Genomic DNA, 16287 nt, shown 5'->3' on the forward strand with positions numbered 1-16287 from the left:
GTGAATACACCTAACGATAAAGAAATACCATTGGGATACGATGACGTCATCGGTATGGATCAATACCATCTAATTCCAATGATTAATGCCTATTTGCAGCATCAAGGGAAAATACAACTAAAAGCCGACAATAACGGACTTTGTAATGGTTTGTCCTCTGTGTATTGCAAATACGTTATTGAAGGAAAACAGGATGAATTTATTAAAATTATCCAGGCGATTATTAAAAAAGCGGGTGCAATTGCTTTAATTAAAAAAGGCGAGATAGCTGAAGGAACACAACAATTCAATGAGTCGGGTGAGATCAGCGACAGCCAGATTAATAAATTTATTGGCGAGGCAATATTTGCTTTATTGCCAGAGGAGTTTGACAAGCGTTATGCTCAGGATGATAGCGTGAGTTTATTAGGGGTTTCTATACCGGTTAAAGATGCTGATGGTAAATTGACTGGTGCTCTCATCTCAAAACCCATGCAAAAAGTATACAATCTTGGGTTGATTGCCAAAACGGAAGAATGGTCGAAGATCTTTGAACAAATGAAGGCCAATGAAACGTCATGGACTATCTCATCACTCAAACATACTATTGCGATATCAGTAATCGATGGGCAATTTCATGTTTATGATCCAAACGATAGAAAAATAATGATCTGTGATAATGGTGAGGAACTTGCCAATTTGTTAGCAAGTGATAGTTTTGGTCCTGATAGAAATAAACAACCATTAACCCAGATGCCATTAACCATAAATGTCATGGCCCATCCTGATAAACAAATAAGTTATGGATTTCCGGACAAAGCGGAGTTAGTAGAAGGTCTAATGGAAGAAGATCCGGCTTTTCTAACTCGAATGATTGATGTTAATGTTTCAAACTTTGATCAGTTGTCTGTTGCTGCAATGCAAAATGATGTACGCATGATTGAAGTTTTGTTTGATTTGGGAGTAACCGGTTCAGACATGGCTTTGGCTCGAGCCGCGAAGCATAATCGGTTGGACGCCATTGAGGTTTTATTGCGGCCTGAATATAAAGACAGAATGGTTGGACTGGAATTTGGTTTTGTGACTTCGACATACGATAAAGCATGTGTAAATGCTATAGAAGAAGGAAGGATCGAAGCCTTGGAGCGTCTACTGAAGGATGAGGATATTGGTAAACGTTTCGATGAATACATCCAGAACCCTTATGTTCAAAAAAGATATTTGCAGTTAGCTGCCAAATCGAATAATCCCGAATGCATAGAAAAAGTCATTTCCTTGATAGAAAAAAATAATCCTGGCATCGATATTCCAGGTTTGATAACTGACGCTAAGGCTATACCCAAAGCAATTGCAACTGGAAATAGAAGCTGTATTGAGTTATTGAAAGAAAAAGCAGGCCTTGAGACAACAGTACAGAAAACGGCTCCTGAGGCTAACACGGGTATAGTCTTAAGGGATAAATCCTCAATGACATTTATTGAATCTTTAATACCTTTTACCCAATTTTTAAAAACGATGTTTACTAGTGCACTGAACGCCTTTACAAAGCTTATCTCAATAAGCAGCACTCCTGATGGAAGTACCATAATGGATACCGAACAGAAAGGCGCACAAAAAAGAATCAAGGATTCTGTATTTGGTATGAGAGATTCAGAGAATACAGAGCAGCTTCAGGAAAAAGATGCGTCTGATAATTCAAATAGCATCCATTGAGTTGACCAAAGATTGTTAATTTTTTAACATCAGTCTTTAACGATTGGAAGGGTGAAACGAAATGCCGCCACTTTGTTTTCGACATGTTCATCCCAAATTTGGCCATCGTGAGCTGCGATAATCTTTTGACAGATTGCTAATCACAAAGCTAGGCCATTTTCAGTAAGGACTCCCTTGCCCCGATAAAATCTTTCAAATAATTTACTTTTTTCTTCATGAGCAATACTTGATCCAAAGCCCTCAATACTGACAACCAGCTGGTAGTCTTTAATACATACCGATATATGAATAGGAGTCTTTGGAGGTGAATATTTAATGGCATTATCAAATAAGTGAAAAAAACTTCATTCCCATTGGGTACCAAAACCAATGAATCCAAGCGCAGCAGTATTCTATCTAAATGGCTAATATCATTGAGGCAAGGACTGTAAAGGGATTATTTGATGGTTTATGTGTGCCCCAATAGCTCATTGCACAATGAGCTATAATTGAAGAAATTACTTTTTATTGCAAATTCGTTATTGAAGGTAAACAGGAACAATTTATTCAGATTATCCAGTCGATGATTATAAAAGCAGGTGCAATTGAATTTTTATTTTCCAATCATTATCCAAAATATAAGTCAACGGATCAATTGTACCGTATTATATAAAATTGCATAAAAAATAATCAATCCTGGGGATAACTTGGATCGAACGGTGAAAGATATTTGTGGGGCCATGGGTTTGATAAATAAAATACCTAAATGATCGTTAGTTAAACTAAACTCGTATTATAGGATATTATAAATATTCCGGGGTATATGATTATGAAAAGTATTGATGATCTGAAATTTCTTGATGAGTTGAAAGAAGGCCTCGAAAATCGCAGCGTACTCGAAGTATATCTTTGGCTTAAATACAAATATGAAGAACTATATTGCCAATTTCCAACGTCAGAATCACGCGCTACCCCTTTGTTTATTCAGGCGCGCGATGCACTTAATACTGAAATCATAGGAAAATTGACCCAAAGTGAACATCGCCTGCCAACAAGACAGGCACTGCGTGATTTTTATGAACTATGTCAAAAGATACTCAATAAAATTGAGATGAAGATTTTAGTCGAAGATGAAGTGGCGGGCGAATCATTCCTTAATAATCAATTGCTTAAAAATGAAATACACATTTTGCAGATGCTGAGGTGCGGCAACTATCTGTTTAACTTTTCCAATGTTCAGAACAGATATATACGGGTTCAAAATTCTGCGGGTCATGACACACTGGAGTATGCTGAAGGGTTAGTGGTTGGGCAACTAATTGATAATCATCCTGTCATGATAGGTAGTGATACGTTTTATGGATATAAGGGAGAACGCTTAAAAATGGCGATCCTCAACGAGTTGGCGATAAAATTAAATGATTGTCCTAAAGAACTTTTGCCGGATTATATCGAACGGATAAGAGACTCATATGAGTATCAGTTGCTTAAGACCCGACAGAGTCCTTTAATGTTGGGAAGTTTTTTCAAAAGTCAAACAGACTCCATCACTGAATTGGAGAGAATGTTTGAGGAAGTCAATGTATCTGGACCTAAAATATAGTTAGGCTACTGAATTATCATCGTTTTGAGCATGATGCGGAAGGTTAAGGGTTAATGTGTGTGGTCGTGATTTTTAAAAAACTCAGACCTTGGGCTGTCTATAAGATTAATCTTTAACGATCGGAAGGGTGAAACGAAATGCCGCTCCTTTGTTTTCAACATTTTCAACCCAAATTTGGCCATCGTGAGCCGCGATAATCTTTTGACAGATTGCTAAACCCAAACCTAGCCCATGTTCAGTAAGGACTCCCTTGCCCCGATAAAATTTTTTAAATAATTTACTTTTTTCTTCATGAGCAATACCGGATCCAAAGTCCTCAATACTGACAACCAGCTGGTAGTCCTTAATATGTACCGAAATATAAATAGGAGTCTTTGGAGGTGAATATTTAATAGCATTATCAAATAAGTGAATAAAAACCTCCTTTATCATGTGTTGATCCACTAGTACAAGCGGAAGGTTTTCAGGAATGTTGGTTTGCACCGTTCTTTCTTTGAGTATGTTTTTTGAGGATTCGATTACAGAATTAATGACATCAATTAAGGAAGAGGGCGTTTTATTAAATGGTATTTTCTCCGCCTCTAATTGAATAATTAGATGAAGATTCGTGTTTAATCTGTTGAGTTTATCAATTTCATAATCGATATGTTCTTCAATAATTCTGACTTTTGCCCCTTCGATTTTTTTTAAACTATTGACTGCTTTGATCACTTGTTTGAGCGGGGAACTTAAATCATGAACAATTGACTGGAGTAAGGCCGTACGGGCTTTGTCTGTTTCCTTTTCCAGATCTTTTCTTCGTTCCTTTTCTTGTAATCGATCCACTTCCAAAGCTAAAGAGACATGATTAATACACGACTCCAACAGTTTCATTTGTTCTGGGGTAAAGAGATGCCCATCTTTGGGTTGAATTCTTAAAACACCAATGGTTTCAACGGAAGACATAATCGGAAGATATAATGCGTTTGAGAATGCCAGGGTATCTGTACCTAATCCTGCTGGTTGTTTCATTTCATAAACCCATTGGGCGATACTGTACTCTTTTAAATCTAGAGAGTTCTGAGATAGATCATCGGAGGAGGGCATAAGCCGGTCATTAATAGGGATTAATATCAGAACATCACTATTAAAAACCTTGGCAATAAAATTGGTGCCTAATTCTATGATGTGATTAACTCCCCGTGTTCTGGTTAGTTGTCGATTCAAAGTATAGAGTGCTGTCGTTTGACTTTGGGTAATGCGTGATGACTCTGCCTGACGACGTGCAAGTATGGTTAAATTACTAATAATTTGCGATATAAGCAGCATCACAAGCAGGGTGAAAAAATATTCAACATCAGATACTTCAAAACTATTAACCGGGGGGACAAAGAAAAAGTCAAAAGAAAGCACACTAAGGACAGAGGCCAGGATTGAAGGTCCTATTTGCCCACACAGGGCAGTAACGGTTACACCCAATAAATACATCATGACTAAATTACTGGAGGTCATGACCGGCTCAATCAGGATATTGGTGACAGTAACAAAGGCCACAATGCCAATCGAGATTCCGTACGATTTCCATGAAAAACTATGCGGTATGGTACTTTTTACCGGTTGGGATTTTGTTTCTTCCCCCGTAATAATGTAAACGTCAATATCACCACTTTGACGTACTACTTCATCTGAGAGATTTCTACGAAACCAGCTTTGCCAGCGGCTTAAGACATGTTTCCAGATAATAATCTGAGTGACATTTTGTTCACGGGAAAAATTAATAATTTCTTTTACAATGTCAAAACCTGTTAAAACATAGGTTTCAGCGCCCAAAAGTTCTGCCAGACGTAAATTTTGAATGGCACTATTCCTTTGTTGGGAGGATGAACGTAGTTTGGGGGTATCGACATAGACTGCAATCCATTCGGCTTGCAAGCTGTTTGCTATACGTTTTGCAGAACGAATCAAGCTTTGCACTTCAGGCCGGGGACCCACGCAGACTAAAATTTTATCATTTGTTGCCCAAATTTCCTTTATTCCTGCATCATGCCTATATACCTGTGCATCAGACCCAACACGGGCAGCTGTGATACGTAACGCTAACTCGCGCAATGCGATCAAATTGCCTTTTCGAAAAAAATGTTCGCCAGCAAGTTCTGCCTGTTTGGGAAAGTATATTTTTCCTTCGTGCAGTCGTTTTAATAATTCTTCGGGTGGAATATCAATGAGTTCAATTGCATCCGCTCGTTCTATCATTGAATCAGGTACCGTTTCTTTAATAGGCGCTTGAATTATACGAGCAACGTCATCATTTAAACTTTCAATATGCTGCACGTTCAGGGTGGTGTAAACATCGATGCCTTTATCCAGCAGTTCCTTGATATCCTGCCATCTTTTTTCGTGGCGTAAGCCTGGAACATTGGTATGGGCCATTTCATCTACTAAAATTAAGCCTGGGTGGCGTTTCAACGCAGCATCAAGGTCGAACTCCTGACATTCTCTGTCTCGATAGTTGATGGTTTGGCGCGGCATTATTTCTAACTGTTCCAACATGGCATTGATATCAACTCGGCCATGAGACTCAGCGACACCAACAACCACGTCAAGGTTTTTGGATCTTTTTTCAAGCGCATCATGGAGCATCGAGTAGGTTTTTCCTACACCGGGAGATGCTCCAAGATATATTTTAAGTTTACCTCGCCGTTCTTTCAGTTCTTCTTCATTGATCTGCTGTAATAATTGTTCAGGACTCAGGCGTTGATTGACCATGACTAATCCTTAAGTTATCCAGTGCCAGGTTTAGCTGTAAAACATTAACACGTTGTTCGCCTAATAGATTGTAAGTACGATTTTGTATATGTTTTTGTACGAGATCCTCAAGTATTTGTACCGGAATTTGTCTGGCTTTAGCAATTCTGGGTATTTGATACATCGCAGCCAGGGGGCTAATTTCAGGATCAAGACCACTTCCAGAGGCAGTGACTAAATCAACAGGTACCAAGCTGTCTTGTTGCACATCATATTTTTTCAGTTCGGTTACCCGTTCTTTTACGGTTAATAAAAAATTCGGGTTTGAAGGTCCGCTGTTCGATCCTGATGACGCTTCTCCGTTATAGGGAAAAGGGTTGGTTGCTGAGGGGCGACCCCAAAAATAACCTGGAGAGGTGAACGATTGTCCAATAAGCAAGGACCCTACAGGCGTGTCATTGTGCGTAATAATACTTCCATTGGCCTGCCATGGGAAAAAAAATTGCGCTAATCCGGTTACTATAAGCGGATAGATTAATCCCGTTAAAACAGTCAATAGTACAAGTAAAATAAATGCTGTTCTTATTTGTCTGACAGCTTCTTTAAACATAGTGTGTCCTTATACCAACTCTAATCCGGTTAAAATAAAATCAATGAGTTTAATGCAGAAAAACGGAACTATTAAACCGCCCAAACCATAAATCAAAACGTTAGATCGCAACAGTTTGGACGCTTCCACATGTCGATATCTCACTCCACGAAGAGCGAGTGGAATTAGAAAAATGATAATCAGCGCATTAAAAATAACAGCAGATAAAATAGCGCTCTTTGGAGTGGCTAAATGCATAATATTCAATGCGTTTAAGGCCGGATAAGTTGTTGCAAATGCCGCAGGGAGAATGGCGAAGTATTTTGCAATATCATTGGAGATGCTAAATGTTGTTAGCGCTCCTCTGGTCATTAATAATTGTTTGCCAATTTCAACTATTTCAATCAGTTTGGTTGGATTGGAATCCAAATCGATTAGATTGCCGGCTTCTTTTGCAGCTTGGGTGCCGGTATTCATTGCTACAGCTACATCAGCCTGTGCTAGTCCCGGAGCATCGTTAGTTCCATCACCAGCCATGGCAACCAAGTTGCCTTTGGCTTGTAATTGACGAATCAGTTTCAGTTTGTCTTCGGGTTTTGCATTAGCTAAAAAATCATCCACTCCAGACTCAGCGGCAATGGCTGCGGCTGTAAGCTCATTATCGCCTGTGACCATGATGGTTTTTATACCCATTCGCCGTAATTGCATGAAGCGTTCTTTAATCCCGCCTTTTATAATATCCTTCAGGTGAATGACGCCCAAAGCTCTGTTTCCTTCGGTCACTACCAGAGCAGTTCCTCCTTTGCGTGAGATCTGATCGACACTGCTTCGAACAGATGTCGGTAAAAGACTACCAAGTTCTTCAAGGTACTCTTCAATTGCAATGGATGCTCCTTTACGGATTTGACGACCCGGTAAATTAGCGCCACTCATACGTGTTTCTGCAGCAAAGGGAATAAAGGTCGCGCCAAGCTGCGTCAGTTCTCGACCACGCAGCCCATATTTCTTTTTTGCCAAAATGACGATACTTCTTCCTTCGGGGGTTTCATCAGCAAGTGATGCCAATTGTGCCGCATCCGCTAATGTTTTTACGTCCACTCCGTCTGCAGGTATAAATTCTATGGCTTCACGATTACCCAAGGTGATGGTCCCTGTTTTATCAAGCAATAAGACATCAACATCACCGGCTGCTTCTACGGCATTCCCCGACATGGCAATCACATTGGCCTGAATCATTCTATCCATTCCAGCTATCCCAATCGCTGAAAGCAATCCTCCGATGGTGGTTGGCGCCAGGCAAACAAATAAGGCTACCAGAACGGTGATAGTTACAACCTGGCCTGCATGGGCTGAATGAACACTGTATATAGAAAATGGAAGAAGGGTCGCACATACCAATAAAAAGATAATGGTAAGCGTAGCAAGCAAAATCGTCAGAGCAAGTTCATTGGGTGTTTTTTGCCTTTTTGCGCCTTCGACCAAAGCGATCATTCCATCTAAAAAAGTTTCTCCGGGATTTGAGGTGATACGTACAATTAACCAATCGGAGATAACCTGTGTACCTCCGGTAACGGCACTGCGATCTCCGCCACTCTCTCTGATTACAGGCGCACTTTCGCCGGTAATAGCACTTTCATTAACAGAGGCAATACCCTCAATCACTTCTCCATCACTTGGAATGAAGTCCCCCATTTCAACCAATACAATATCGCCTGCACGTAAAAGAGCGGATTGAACTAAAGTAATTTTGCCCTCTCGGGATGGTTTGGAGAGTTTTTTTGCTTGAATTTCCCTGCGTGCTTTACGTAATGACTGAGCCTGAGCTTTTCCACGTCCTTCGGCCATACTTTCTGCAAAGTTTGCAAAAAGTAAGGTAATCCAAAGGAGTAAAGCAATGGTTAAAATAAATCCAGGAGAAGATTCGCCTTGATCTGTAATTGACCGAAAGAATAGCAAAGTTGTTAATATGGAGCCAATATAAACGCAAAACATTACCGGATTGCGGATTTGGTTTTGAGGTACCAATTTTAAAATGGATTGCCATACCGCTTGCTTTATAATTTTGATGTCCCACATGGAGTGGCCTGATTTATTGTCCATAATATCCCCCAAGCATCAACTGTTCAGCAATTGGTCCTAATGCCAGTGCTGGAAGAAATGAAAGTGCGCCTATAAGAATAAGAACACCCAGAAGAAGAAAAATAAAGAGGGGCGTATGTGTCGCGAGTGTTCCTGAACTGCTGATTGTTAGTTTTTTACGAGTCAGTGAGCCGGCAATAGCCATGACGGAAATGGCAATCCAGTAACGGGAAATTAACATCATCGTACCCCCTAATATATTATAAAAAGGAGTATTTGCGATCAGGCCCTCAAATGCACTGCCATTATTACTTCCCATCGAAGTAAACGCATAAAGGATTTCACTAAAACCATGAGCGCCAGGGTTTACTATGGAACTGGTTCCCATCTGGGTAACTGATCCTACTGCAGTAGCAAGAAGTACGGTTACTGGCATTATCAACACTGCTATTGCAGCCATTTTCATCTCAAAAGGCTCTATTTTTTTCCCTAGATACTCGGGTGTCCTTCCAACCATTAAACCAGCAATAAAAACGGTAATAATAACCAGCATGAACATTCCATATAAACCTGAACCAACACCACCAAAAACAACTTCACCCAGATGCATCATCCATAAGGGTACCATGCCACCAATTGGAGTATAGGAATCATGCATTGAGTTAATGGAGCCATTTGATGCGGCTGTTGTTGCTGTAGCCCATAGAGCGGAACTGACAATCCCAAATCGGGTTTCCTTTCCTTCCATATTGCCGCCGGGAAATCCATTTAATTGTCTTACCTGGTCAACTCCAATTGCAGTCAATGCAGGATTTCCTGATTGCTCTGAATACACTGCAACAAAAATAAAAGGAATAAACATAATGTACATCGCAGTCAGGATAGCCCAACCTTGACGTTTATCATTAACCATCATGCCAAAGGTGAAACACAAAGAGGCTGGAATAAGCAGGATCGCCAATAGTTCTAAAAAGTTGGTTAGTGGGGTTGGATTTTCAAAGGGATGAGCTGAATTGACGTTAAAAAAGCCGCCTCCGTTTGTTCCTAACTGTTTGATTGCTATTTGAGATGCAACAGGCCCCATTGGAATAACTTGTTGCTTCACATTAATGCTCTCTGTACTTGGATTAGTACCTTCCATTAGGGGTTGTGCCAAGGAATTATTACTAGCTTGCGTATAATTAAAGGGATCGATCAAATTAACGGTTTGATTGGGCTTTAAATTTTGTATGACACCTTGTGACACCAAAATTAACGAAAAAATAAATGCCAGAGGCAAGAGGATATAGAGTATTCCACGAAGTGTATCTACCCAGAAATTGCCGAGATCAGTACGTTCATGATTCACAATTCCGCGTGTTAAAGCGACGAGTAATGACATCCCCGTCGCTGCAGAGAGGAAATTTTGCGAAGTAAAGGCAAACATTTGGGTCAAATAGCTCATGGTTGAGTCGCTATTATAAGATTGCCAATCAGTATTTGTAGCAAAACTTACTGCTGTATTAAAGGCTAAGTGAGGTGAGGGGGGTGGATAATTTTGTGGATTTAACGGAAGATACACTTGAAGTCTCTGTACAAGGTAGACGGTCAATAGACCAAGTAAATTAAAAAGAAGCATTGCTGATAAATAGCGTTTCCAATCCATAGCCTGATTTGGATTAATGCCGCAAAGCCTGAATATAAATCGTTCAACAGGGCCGCCAATACGATTGAGTTTAGTGAACTTCCCTTGATAAACCATAGCCATATACCAGCCTAAAGGCTTAACCAATAATAGAAGCACAACAAGATAGAGAGTAATTTGTGCAATACTCATTTCAGAAATCATAGAATCTATTCCCTGTATGAAGGCTAAAAAAATTCGGGTTTAAATAAAACAATGAATAGATAGATAAGTAATCCTAAAGTAATTAGCCCACTGATCCAATAAATATCCATCACTTGCTCCATGATAATGAATCATAAAATCTGATTACACCCTTGCAAAGATAAAAAAACAGTACTGTAGATAAAATAAATAATATATCTGCCATCATGTTCTCAATAAGTTAAGAAAATAATACACCATAATTTGGTTATTAGAGCGAGTTGTCAATTAATTCCCAACGCTCCTCGATTTATTCCTGATAGCTCCTCTTTTTTTATGCGTCATCCTCGCGAAAGTGGGGATTCATCCTAAAACTTAGCACAATGCCACCTTTTTGCATGGATCCCCGCTTTCGCGAGGATTACGTATAAAAACTGAGGAACTCCCCGGACTTGTTCGCGCGATCCTGAGATCCAGTCTTAACTTATAATTTAGCAGATTAGTGCTTGGAATATCAGGGGTTGTTGATATTTGATTGATAATTGCAGTATTTATGCCACATTTTGAATGTAAAAAGGTTAGCTCGTTTGCTACTTGTAACCTGTTATAAGGTTATGAAAAACCTACATCCCTAGGGACGTAGGCGGATTAGAATCAAGAAATAAAATAAAGATTGGATCCTTCTATATTGAGTTTTTATGATGACTCGAGGGAGACAACGCGCAGTCGATTCCCATCAGGATCCAGAGCTAAAAAAGTATAACCATAAGTCAGGAGCGTTGGGTGTTGAGCAATGTTAATTCCTTTCATTTGCCATTCTGCAAATAATTCATCAACCTTCCTGTGATTATCGACTGTGAAGGCCAATTCACCACTACCTCTATTATCTGTAGTTGGGATAACCGTGTGTATCGCCTTTAAACCTAAACTCATACCATTGGATAAAGTGAATGAATGGAATCCAGGTGAGGCTTCTATCGGCTTTATTTTCAGTAAATCCTGATAAAATGTGCTGCTTATCGCAGGATTATCAACATAAAGTACAATGGCGTTTGGTTCGAACATAGTAGTGTCCTCTTTAATTTATTCAGGATTACAAAAACATGCTCTTAACGAAGAGATTGGGCGTTTTTCTTAAGTCCTGATAGTGTTGTTATGATCGAACCCAGTGTACTACTCGATGCTGACAGTTTTTGTCAGTAGAGAATGCGTTCAACGGTCCCGGTAAGCGGGCACCGATTAAAAAGGTACTATGCTGCGCATAGGCCTCCCGGATTTCGCTGTGCTTCATCCGGGCTACATTTGATATCTGTATTTAATGTAGCCCGGATGAAGTGCGAAGCGCGTAATCCGGGAAGTCCCGCGAAGCGGGCACCGATTAAAAAGGTACCATGCTGCGCGTAGGCCTCCCGGATTTCGCTGTGCTTCATCCGGGCTTTTGATTTGACGGCCATGGGTCGGGGTGACCCAACGGTACTTTGACCGATAAGATAAATGACTTAGATTATTTATACGGTGACTACAATTTTTCCGATTTGTTCATTGGATTCCATATAATGGTGAGCGTCAACGATATCTTCCAGGGCAAATGTTTTGGCTATATTGGGTTTAAACGTGCCATTTTTTAAATGGTTGAATATGTATTGTTCTGCTTCTTTGCGCAGCTCAGGTACTGATGACAGTTCAAATAATGTGTAACCACGGATGGATATGCCCTTGGCTAAAGCAGTAAAAAGTGGATAGGGCATGGGTTCATTTGATAAATTACCATAAACAAAGATGATTCCTTTGGGTGCAGCTGCTTCTGCAAGAACTTCTATACCTTTTCCCGCCACCGGATCAAAAATAATTCGAGCACCTTTACCCGAGGTGATCTCGCGTACACGAGCGGGTAAATCCTCATCATTAGTTACAATGACATGGTCTGCTCCAAGTTTTAATAACTCGGCTTTTTTCTTTTGAGTTCGAGTGGTCGCAATACTGATGGCTCCTTGAGCTCGTGCAATCTCAATCGCTGCTATTCCGACACTACTACTGGCTGCGGTGATTAAAACATAATCGCCTTTGGTGATCTTGCCATAATGAATTAAAGCGCCATAAGCAGTCATGTATTGCATCCAGATTGAGGTTGACTCAGCAAAGGATAGGTGTTCTGGATATTCTGCAAGGGCGTACGCGGGTAAAATGGCCACTTCCCCATAGACACCGTATTGACCTAAATCAAAGCAAGGGACAGAACTGAATTTTTTACCAATTAATCCTTTATCAACTCCTGGGCCTACTGCTTCAACAACACCGGAGGCTTCATAACCAATTTTGGATGGAAACTGCGGATTTACAAGATACTGTCCAAGGCGAAACATCACTTCAGCCCGATTTAAACCGATTGCATGTACACGTAATCGTACTTCTCCAGCTTCGGGTTCAGGTAATGACATTTCCTCCAATTTTAATACTTCAGGACCGCCAGTTTTATGAAATCGAACGATCTTGGTAGTGGTAATAGACATAGTATTTCCTTATGAAGAGAATAAAAAATGATGCAAAGTGAGTGGTAGCCGCATCGAGGTGGGTATTCTAAGCGCTGACACATCATTAAGTAAACAGGAAATATAGGGAGTACTCGTTTTAAGATGTTGACTATTATGGAACAATGTCAGGATGTCTTCTAAGCGTTTAACTATTCACCAATAATTGATTTATTTTGCTACACTTAGTTTATAATTTTTATCTTTAAGATAAATACCATGCAAAATATTCCGTTTGAAATTGCAGGTCAAATAATAAAACCGGGAACCAGGGCTTGTGTGACCTTGCCTTCAGCAAGTCTTTATACGCAGAGCAACATGGATATCCCAGTTCATGTGTTTCATGGGAAAAAAGCCGGACCCAAAGTGTTTATCATCGGAACAATTCATGGCGATGAACTGAATAGTATTGAGATCATTAGGCGAGTTCATCATCATTCTTTATTGAAGCATCTACACGGTACGTTAATTACAATCCCTGTGGCTAATATTTTTGGATTTGTATTGCAATCTCGCTATCTGCCAGACAGAAGGGATTTAAATCGAGCGTTTCCAGGTTCCAAATCGGGATCTCTTGCTGCAAGGTTGGCTGATATCCTGATCAATGAAGTGGTTGTCAAATGCAATTATGGGATTGACTTGCATACTGGCGCAATTGGTCGTATTAACATGCCACAATTGCGCGTCAATCTGGAAACACCCGGTGCCAGGGATCTGGCTTTAGCGTTTGATACACCAGTAATTCTCAATGCGAAAATACGTGACGGTTCACTTAGGGAGGCTGCAAGTGAGTTAGGTATTCCGCTCCTGGTTTATGAAGGTGGAGAGGCATTAAGGTTTAATGAATTATGCATTCGGATGGGGGTGCGCGGAATACTTAAAGTGTTAACCTTACTGGGTATGATTGCCAAGCCTAAAACCAGCAAACGGAAGAAATATGAACCTGTAATTACTGAAACCAGCAGTTGGACGCGCGCGCCAGGAAGCGGATTAGTGCAACCCATTGTTGATCTTGCTCAAGCGGTGAAAAAAGATGACCCACTTGGGTATATTCATGATCCTTTTTTAATGAATAAGACCATTACTGTAAAAGCACCATTTAATGGAATTGTTATAGGTAAAACTAATTTGCCATTGGTTAATGAAGGCGATGCAATGTATCACATTGCCAGTTTTGAAGAAATTGAAAAAGTATCGGCGTTTATTGAAGATCTGCAGAATCAGGTGGATGAAGAAATAAATCCTTTGAACGATAATTAAGTGACATAAACCCCAATTTTTATACGGGATTTAAGTGGCTGCAACCACTAAAATGCGGCATTTGGATTAAAAGCCGCAACAGCGGTTACAGGATTATGGTTTTATACTCTGTTCTAGCTGCCTCCAAAACAGGCATTGAGGGTTACCGCATTGCTTGCAGGAAGCCAGTGACCGTAGTTTTCTCCATGCCACAGACGAGTTTCTTCAAGTTTTGATTCAACAATTTGTTGTGTAATGCCTATGCGTTCAATCCATTCGCCACAGCGCTTTTTAATCTGTCTGCGAATTTGGCCTCGCATAAACGAGTAACGACAGGGGTTATACGCTTCATTCAGATTATCCGAGATATAAGGTTTCAACAGGTTCTCCCTGGTGACGTGTTTGGAAAACTCCCATTGATTGTTGTTGAAAACCAGTATTGGGGGAAGTGTTTTACTTCCAATTTTAACAGGATGACCAATATTCATGTAAAATTTCCAACCCGCGTAATTTGCCGCTAAATCACCATTGGAATAAACGCCATTAATCAAGGTGCCTAAATAGGTTTGCTCCAGGAATTGACCATAGGTTACGATAGCAGCATGGGCTTTTTTAGCCGATTTCCAGTGATTCAGATAGAACATATAAATTTTATAGTAGGTATGCCCCATCATGAAAAAATGCCCCAACTTGTCAGTACCAAAATAATAGTCGTACATATTGATTGTTGGTGCCAGGCCAATAATAAATAAGGGCGATTGCGAGAAAACGAGCCAGTAAACCGTTTTCCAAGGTCTGAATTCTTTATATTGCATGGGTTTGATGTCCACTGGTAATTGACTCCAACGCATCCAGCGTGGAAAACCGGGACCTGTTTTGTCATAAATTAAATCAACGAGATAGGAATCCTTACGGCGCGATGCCAATTTTGCAGCAGCAAGCCGACTGTTCTTGGCTCTTGGCAGCAACATTCGAATTTCCGAATTGGTTTGAGTTACTATCTGTTCGAGAACTTCATACAGTCTGCTGCTTGCCGCTGGTCCGATGTCTTGCAGTTCGCCAGGGGGAAGGGTGAATTGATCTGTTTCTTCTGCCTGAGCTGCCTGTATAAAGCAAATGCTCAATAATATACTGAGATAGAACATCCTTTTAAAAATCATAATTCCTTTGCCTGCTTTGAGTCAGTTATGACATTAGAATACAAATTCTGTCGTACTGTCTAGATAAATTATTAAAGGTCTGTCAAGCCAGTTTTTATTAATGAAAGTCTTTGAGCTGAATATCCTGAGAATAAATGATTATTGACAATTAACAGGTCCTGAAACATGATTAACCTGGTGCCTTTTCTCTGTATGCCTTTACTGAAACGATTCAGTAAGATGATTTCATTCATGAAGTCATGACTAGCAGATCTTTAGGTCTTATCAGTCTATAAATAAACAACCGAAAGAGGGAATTTCGATGAAAAAATCCAGTCTGGTATATTCTATATTATTACTGTCTACCATTACGTTTTCTCCTGTTATCCATGCAGGCCCAGTAGGACTAGTAGTGGATATTTATTGCCCAGCTACTCAGGGAAATCCAAATGTCATCACCCATTTTGGAGATTATATTGCTGGTTATGGAGTGGAAAATATTCTGTCACAAAATAATCCAATTTATTTTAAGTCCATCTCACTTGCTCATGAGGTTCCATCTCAGCTAGTGAACTACTACAATGAATCAGCCAGTTACAACAGCACAACAGGGCAAGTCACCTGCAACTATGCAAGTAATAATCCGGTAGAGCCACGGTTTGGTGTAGCGTATAATCTGACAAACGGTAAGGGTGGCGCTGTTCAATGGCAATCCAACAATTCGATCAATATCATTTTTCCTGTTGGTATAAAAGGCTAATCAGTAGTTCAAATTCTTAAGAATAACTCGTGTTCAATCTGTCTCGATATTTTTTTGCGAGGCAGGTTGAGTCTTGCTCCCCTCAATCAATTGTAAAAGTAATGTACTGATTTTCAGGCGACGTTGGGAGATTCTCATTTATTTCCTC

General features: G+C 40.1%; 13 protein-coding genes and 1 pseudogene. 4 read left to right on the plus strand and 10 right to left on the minus strand.

All coding sequences use genetic code 11. The annotated features are described in order from the left end of the window. Window positions 1-1692, plus strand: coding sequence for a hypothetical protein (locus tag IZU94_RS00525; protein ID WP_203107336.1), 1692 nt, complete (start codon window positions 1-3; stop codon window positions 1690-1692). Between the two features lie 140 nt (window positions 1693-1832). On the opposite strand, the pseudogene IZU94_RS18070 reads toward IZU94_RS00525, so the two are convergent. Beyond that, window positions 1833-2015 (minus strand): annotated as a pseudogene (locus IZU94_RS18070) (ATP-binding protein); the annotation flags it as partial. 485 nt (window positions 2016-2500) lie between these two features. On the opposite strand from IZU94_RS18070, the gene IZU94_RS00535 reads away from it, so the two are divergent. Further along, window positions 2501-3274 carry a hypothetical protein gene (locus IZU94_RS00535; RefSeq protein ID WP_203107338.1) on the plus strand — a complete coding sequence of 258 codons (774 nt, stop codon included), beginning with the start codon at window positions 2501-2503 and terminating at the stop codon, window positions 3272-3274. Window positions 3275-3379: 105 nt separating this feature from the next. On the opposite strand, the gene IZU94_RS00545 is transcribed toward IZU94_RS00535, so the two are convergent. The 8 genes from IZU94_RS00545 to IZU94_RS00580 form a co-directional block, all read right to left on the minus strand. Continuing rightward, a complete protein-coding gene (locus tag IZU94_RS00545; RefSeq protein ID WP_238400268.1) occupies window positions 3380-6019 on the minus strand; it encodes a DUF4118 domain-containing protein in 2640 nt (879 codons plus the stop codon). Further along, window positions 5994-6608, minus strand: a complete 615-nt coding sequence (gene kdpC, locus IZU94_RS00550; RefSeq protein ID WP_203107340.1) for a potassium-transporting ATPase subunit KdpC — start codon at window positions 6606-6608, stop codon at window positions 5994-5996. The genes IZU94_RS00545 and kdpC overlap by 26 nt, the downstream gene beginning before the upstream one ends. 9 nt (window positions 6609-6617) lie before the next feature. Continuing rightward, complete coding sequence (kdpB, locus tag IZU94_RS00555; RefSeq protein ID WP_238400269.1) at window positions 6618-8687, minus strand: potassium-transporting ATPase subunit KdpB; 2070 nt, start codon at window positions 8685-8687, stop codon at window positions 6618-6620. Next, entirely contained in the window at window positions 8677-10494 is a 1818-nt protein-coding gene (gene kdpA / locus IZU94_RS00560; protein ID WP_238400270.1) for a potassium-transporting ATPase subunit KdpA, read from the minus strand. Before kdpA ends, kdpB begins: the two co-directional genes overlap by 11 nt. Before the next feature lie 23 nt (window positions 10495-10517). Beyond that, entirely contained in the window at window positions 10518-10616 is a 99-nt protein-coding gene (gene kdpF / locus IZU94_RS18390) for a K(+)-transporting ATPase subunit F (RefSeq protein WP_203107342.1), read from the minus strand. Between the two features lie 553 nt (window positions 10617-11169). Next, window positions 11170-11538: a VOC family protein gene (locus IZU94_RS00570; protein ID WP_203107344.1), complete on the minus strand. Its 369-nt coding sequence runs from the start codon at window positions 11536-11538 to the stop codon at window positions 11170-11172. A gap of 185 nt (window positions 11539-11723) precedes the next feature. After that, a complete protein-coding gene (locus IZU94_RS00575; protein WP_203107346.1) occupies window positions 11724-11903 on the minus strand; it encodes a hypothetical protein in 180 nt (59 codons plus the stop codon). A 78-nt stretch (window positions 11904-11981) separates the two neighbouring features. Then, a complete protein-coding gene (locus IZU94_RS00580) occupies window positions 11982-12983 on the minus strand; it encodes a zinc-dependent alcohol dehydrogenase family protein (RefSeq protein WP_203107348.1) in 1002 nt (333 codons plus the stop codon). Window positions 12984-13220: 237 nt separating this feature from the next. On the opposite strand from IZU94_RS00580, the gene IZU94_RS00585 reads away from it, so the two are divergent. Next, a complete protein-coding gene (locus tag IZU94_RS00585) occupies window positions 13221-14261 on the plus strand; it encodes a succinylglutamate desuccinylase/aspartoacylase family protein (RefSeq protein ID WP_203107350.1) in 1041 nt (346 codons plus the stop codon). Window positions 14262-14374: 113 nt separating this feature from the next. On the opposite strand, the gene IZU94_RS00590 is transcribed toward IZU94_RS00585, so the two are convergent. Next, the gene (locus tag IZU94_RS00590) at window positions 14375-15400 is read right to left on the minus strand and encodes a hypothetical protein (RefSeq protein WP_203107352.1); all 1026 of its coding nucleotides are present in this window, start codon (window positions 15398-15400) and stop codon (window positions 14375-14377) included. 301 nt (window positions 15401-15701) lie between these two features. Here IZU94_RS00590 and IZU94_RS00595 point away from each other — a divergent pair, with 301 nt between their 5' ends. Further along, the gene (locus tag IZU94_RS00595; protein ID WP_203107354.1) at window positions 15702-16139 is read left to right on the plus strand and encodes a hypothetical protein; all 438 of its coding nucleotides are present in this window, start codon (window positions 15702-15704) and stop codon (window positions 16137-16139) included. Window positions 16140-16287: the final 148 nt, after the last annotated feature.

The organism is Legionella bononiensis (assembly GCF_016786215.1).
In the GTDB taxonomy this organism is placed as follows: domain Bacteria; phylum Pseudomonadota; class Gammaproteobacteria; order Legionellales; family Legionellaceae; genus Legionella; species Legionella bononiensis.

Bases quoted from the DNA above. Each gene is read 5' to 3' on its own strand.
- IZU94_RS00535 (WP_203107338.1), top strand. From the start codon at position 2,501: ATGAAAAGTATTGATGATCTGAAATTTCTTGATGAGTTGAAAGAAGGC.
- IZU94_RS00545 (WP_238400268.1), bottom strand. From the start codon at position 6,019: ATGGTCAATCAACGCCTGAGTCCTGAACAATTATTACAGCAGATCAAT.
- kdpC (WP_203107340.1), bottom strand. From the start codon at position 6,608: ATGTTTAAAGAAGCTGTCAGACAAATAAGAACAGCATTTATTTTACTT.
- kdpB (WP_238400269.1), bottom strand. From the start codon at position 8,687: ATGGACAATAAATCAGGCCACTCCATGTGGGACATCAAAATTATAAAG.
- kdpA (WP_238400270.1), bottom strand. From the start codon at position 10,494: ATGATTTCTGAAATGAGTATTGCACAAATTACTCTCTATCTTGTTGTG.
- kdpF (WP_203107342.1), bottom strand. From the start codon at position 10,616: ATGGAGCAAGTGATGGATATTTATTGGATCAGTGGGCTAATTACTTTA.
- IZU94_RS00570 (WP_203107344.1), bottom strand. From the start codon at position 11,538: ATGTTCGAACCAAACGCCATTGTACTTTATGTTGATAATCCTGCGATA.
- IZU94_RS00575 (WP_203107346.1), bottom strand. From the start codon at position 11,903: ATGAAGCACAGCGAAATCCGGGAGGCCTACGCGCAGCATGGTACCTTT.
- IZU94_RS00580 (WP_203107348.1), bottom strand. From the start codon at position 12,983: ATGTCTATTACCACTACCAAGATCGTTCGATTTCATAAAACTGGCGGT.
- IZU94_RS00585 (WP_203107350.1), top strand. From the start codon at position 13,221: ATGCAAAATATTCCGTTTGAAATTGCAGGTCAAATAATAAAACCGGGA.
- IZU94_RS00590 (WP_203107352.1), bottom strand. From the start codon at position 15,400: ATGATTTTTAAAAGGATGTTCTATCTCAGTATATTATTGAGCATTTGC.
- IZU94_RS00595 (WP_203107354.1), top strand. From the start codon at position 15,702: ATGAAAAAATCCAGTCTGGTATATTCTATATTATTACTGTCTACCATT.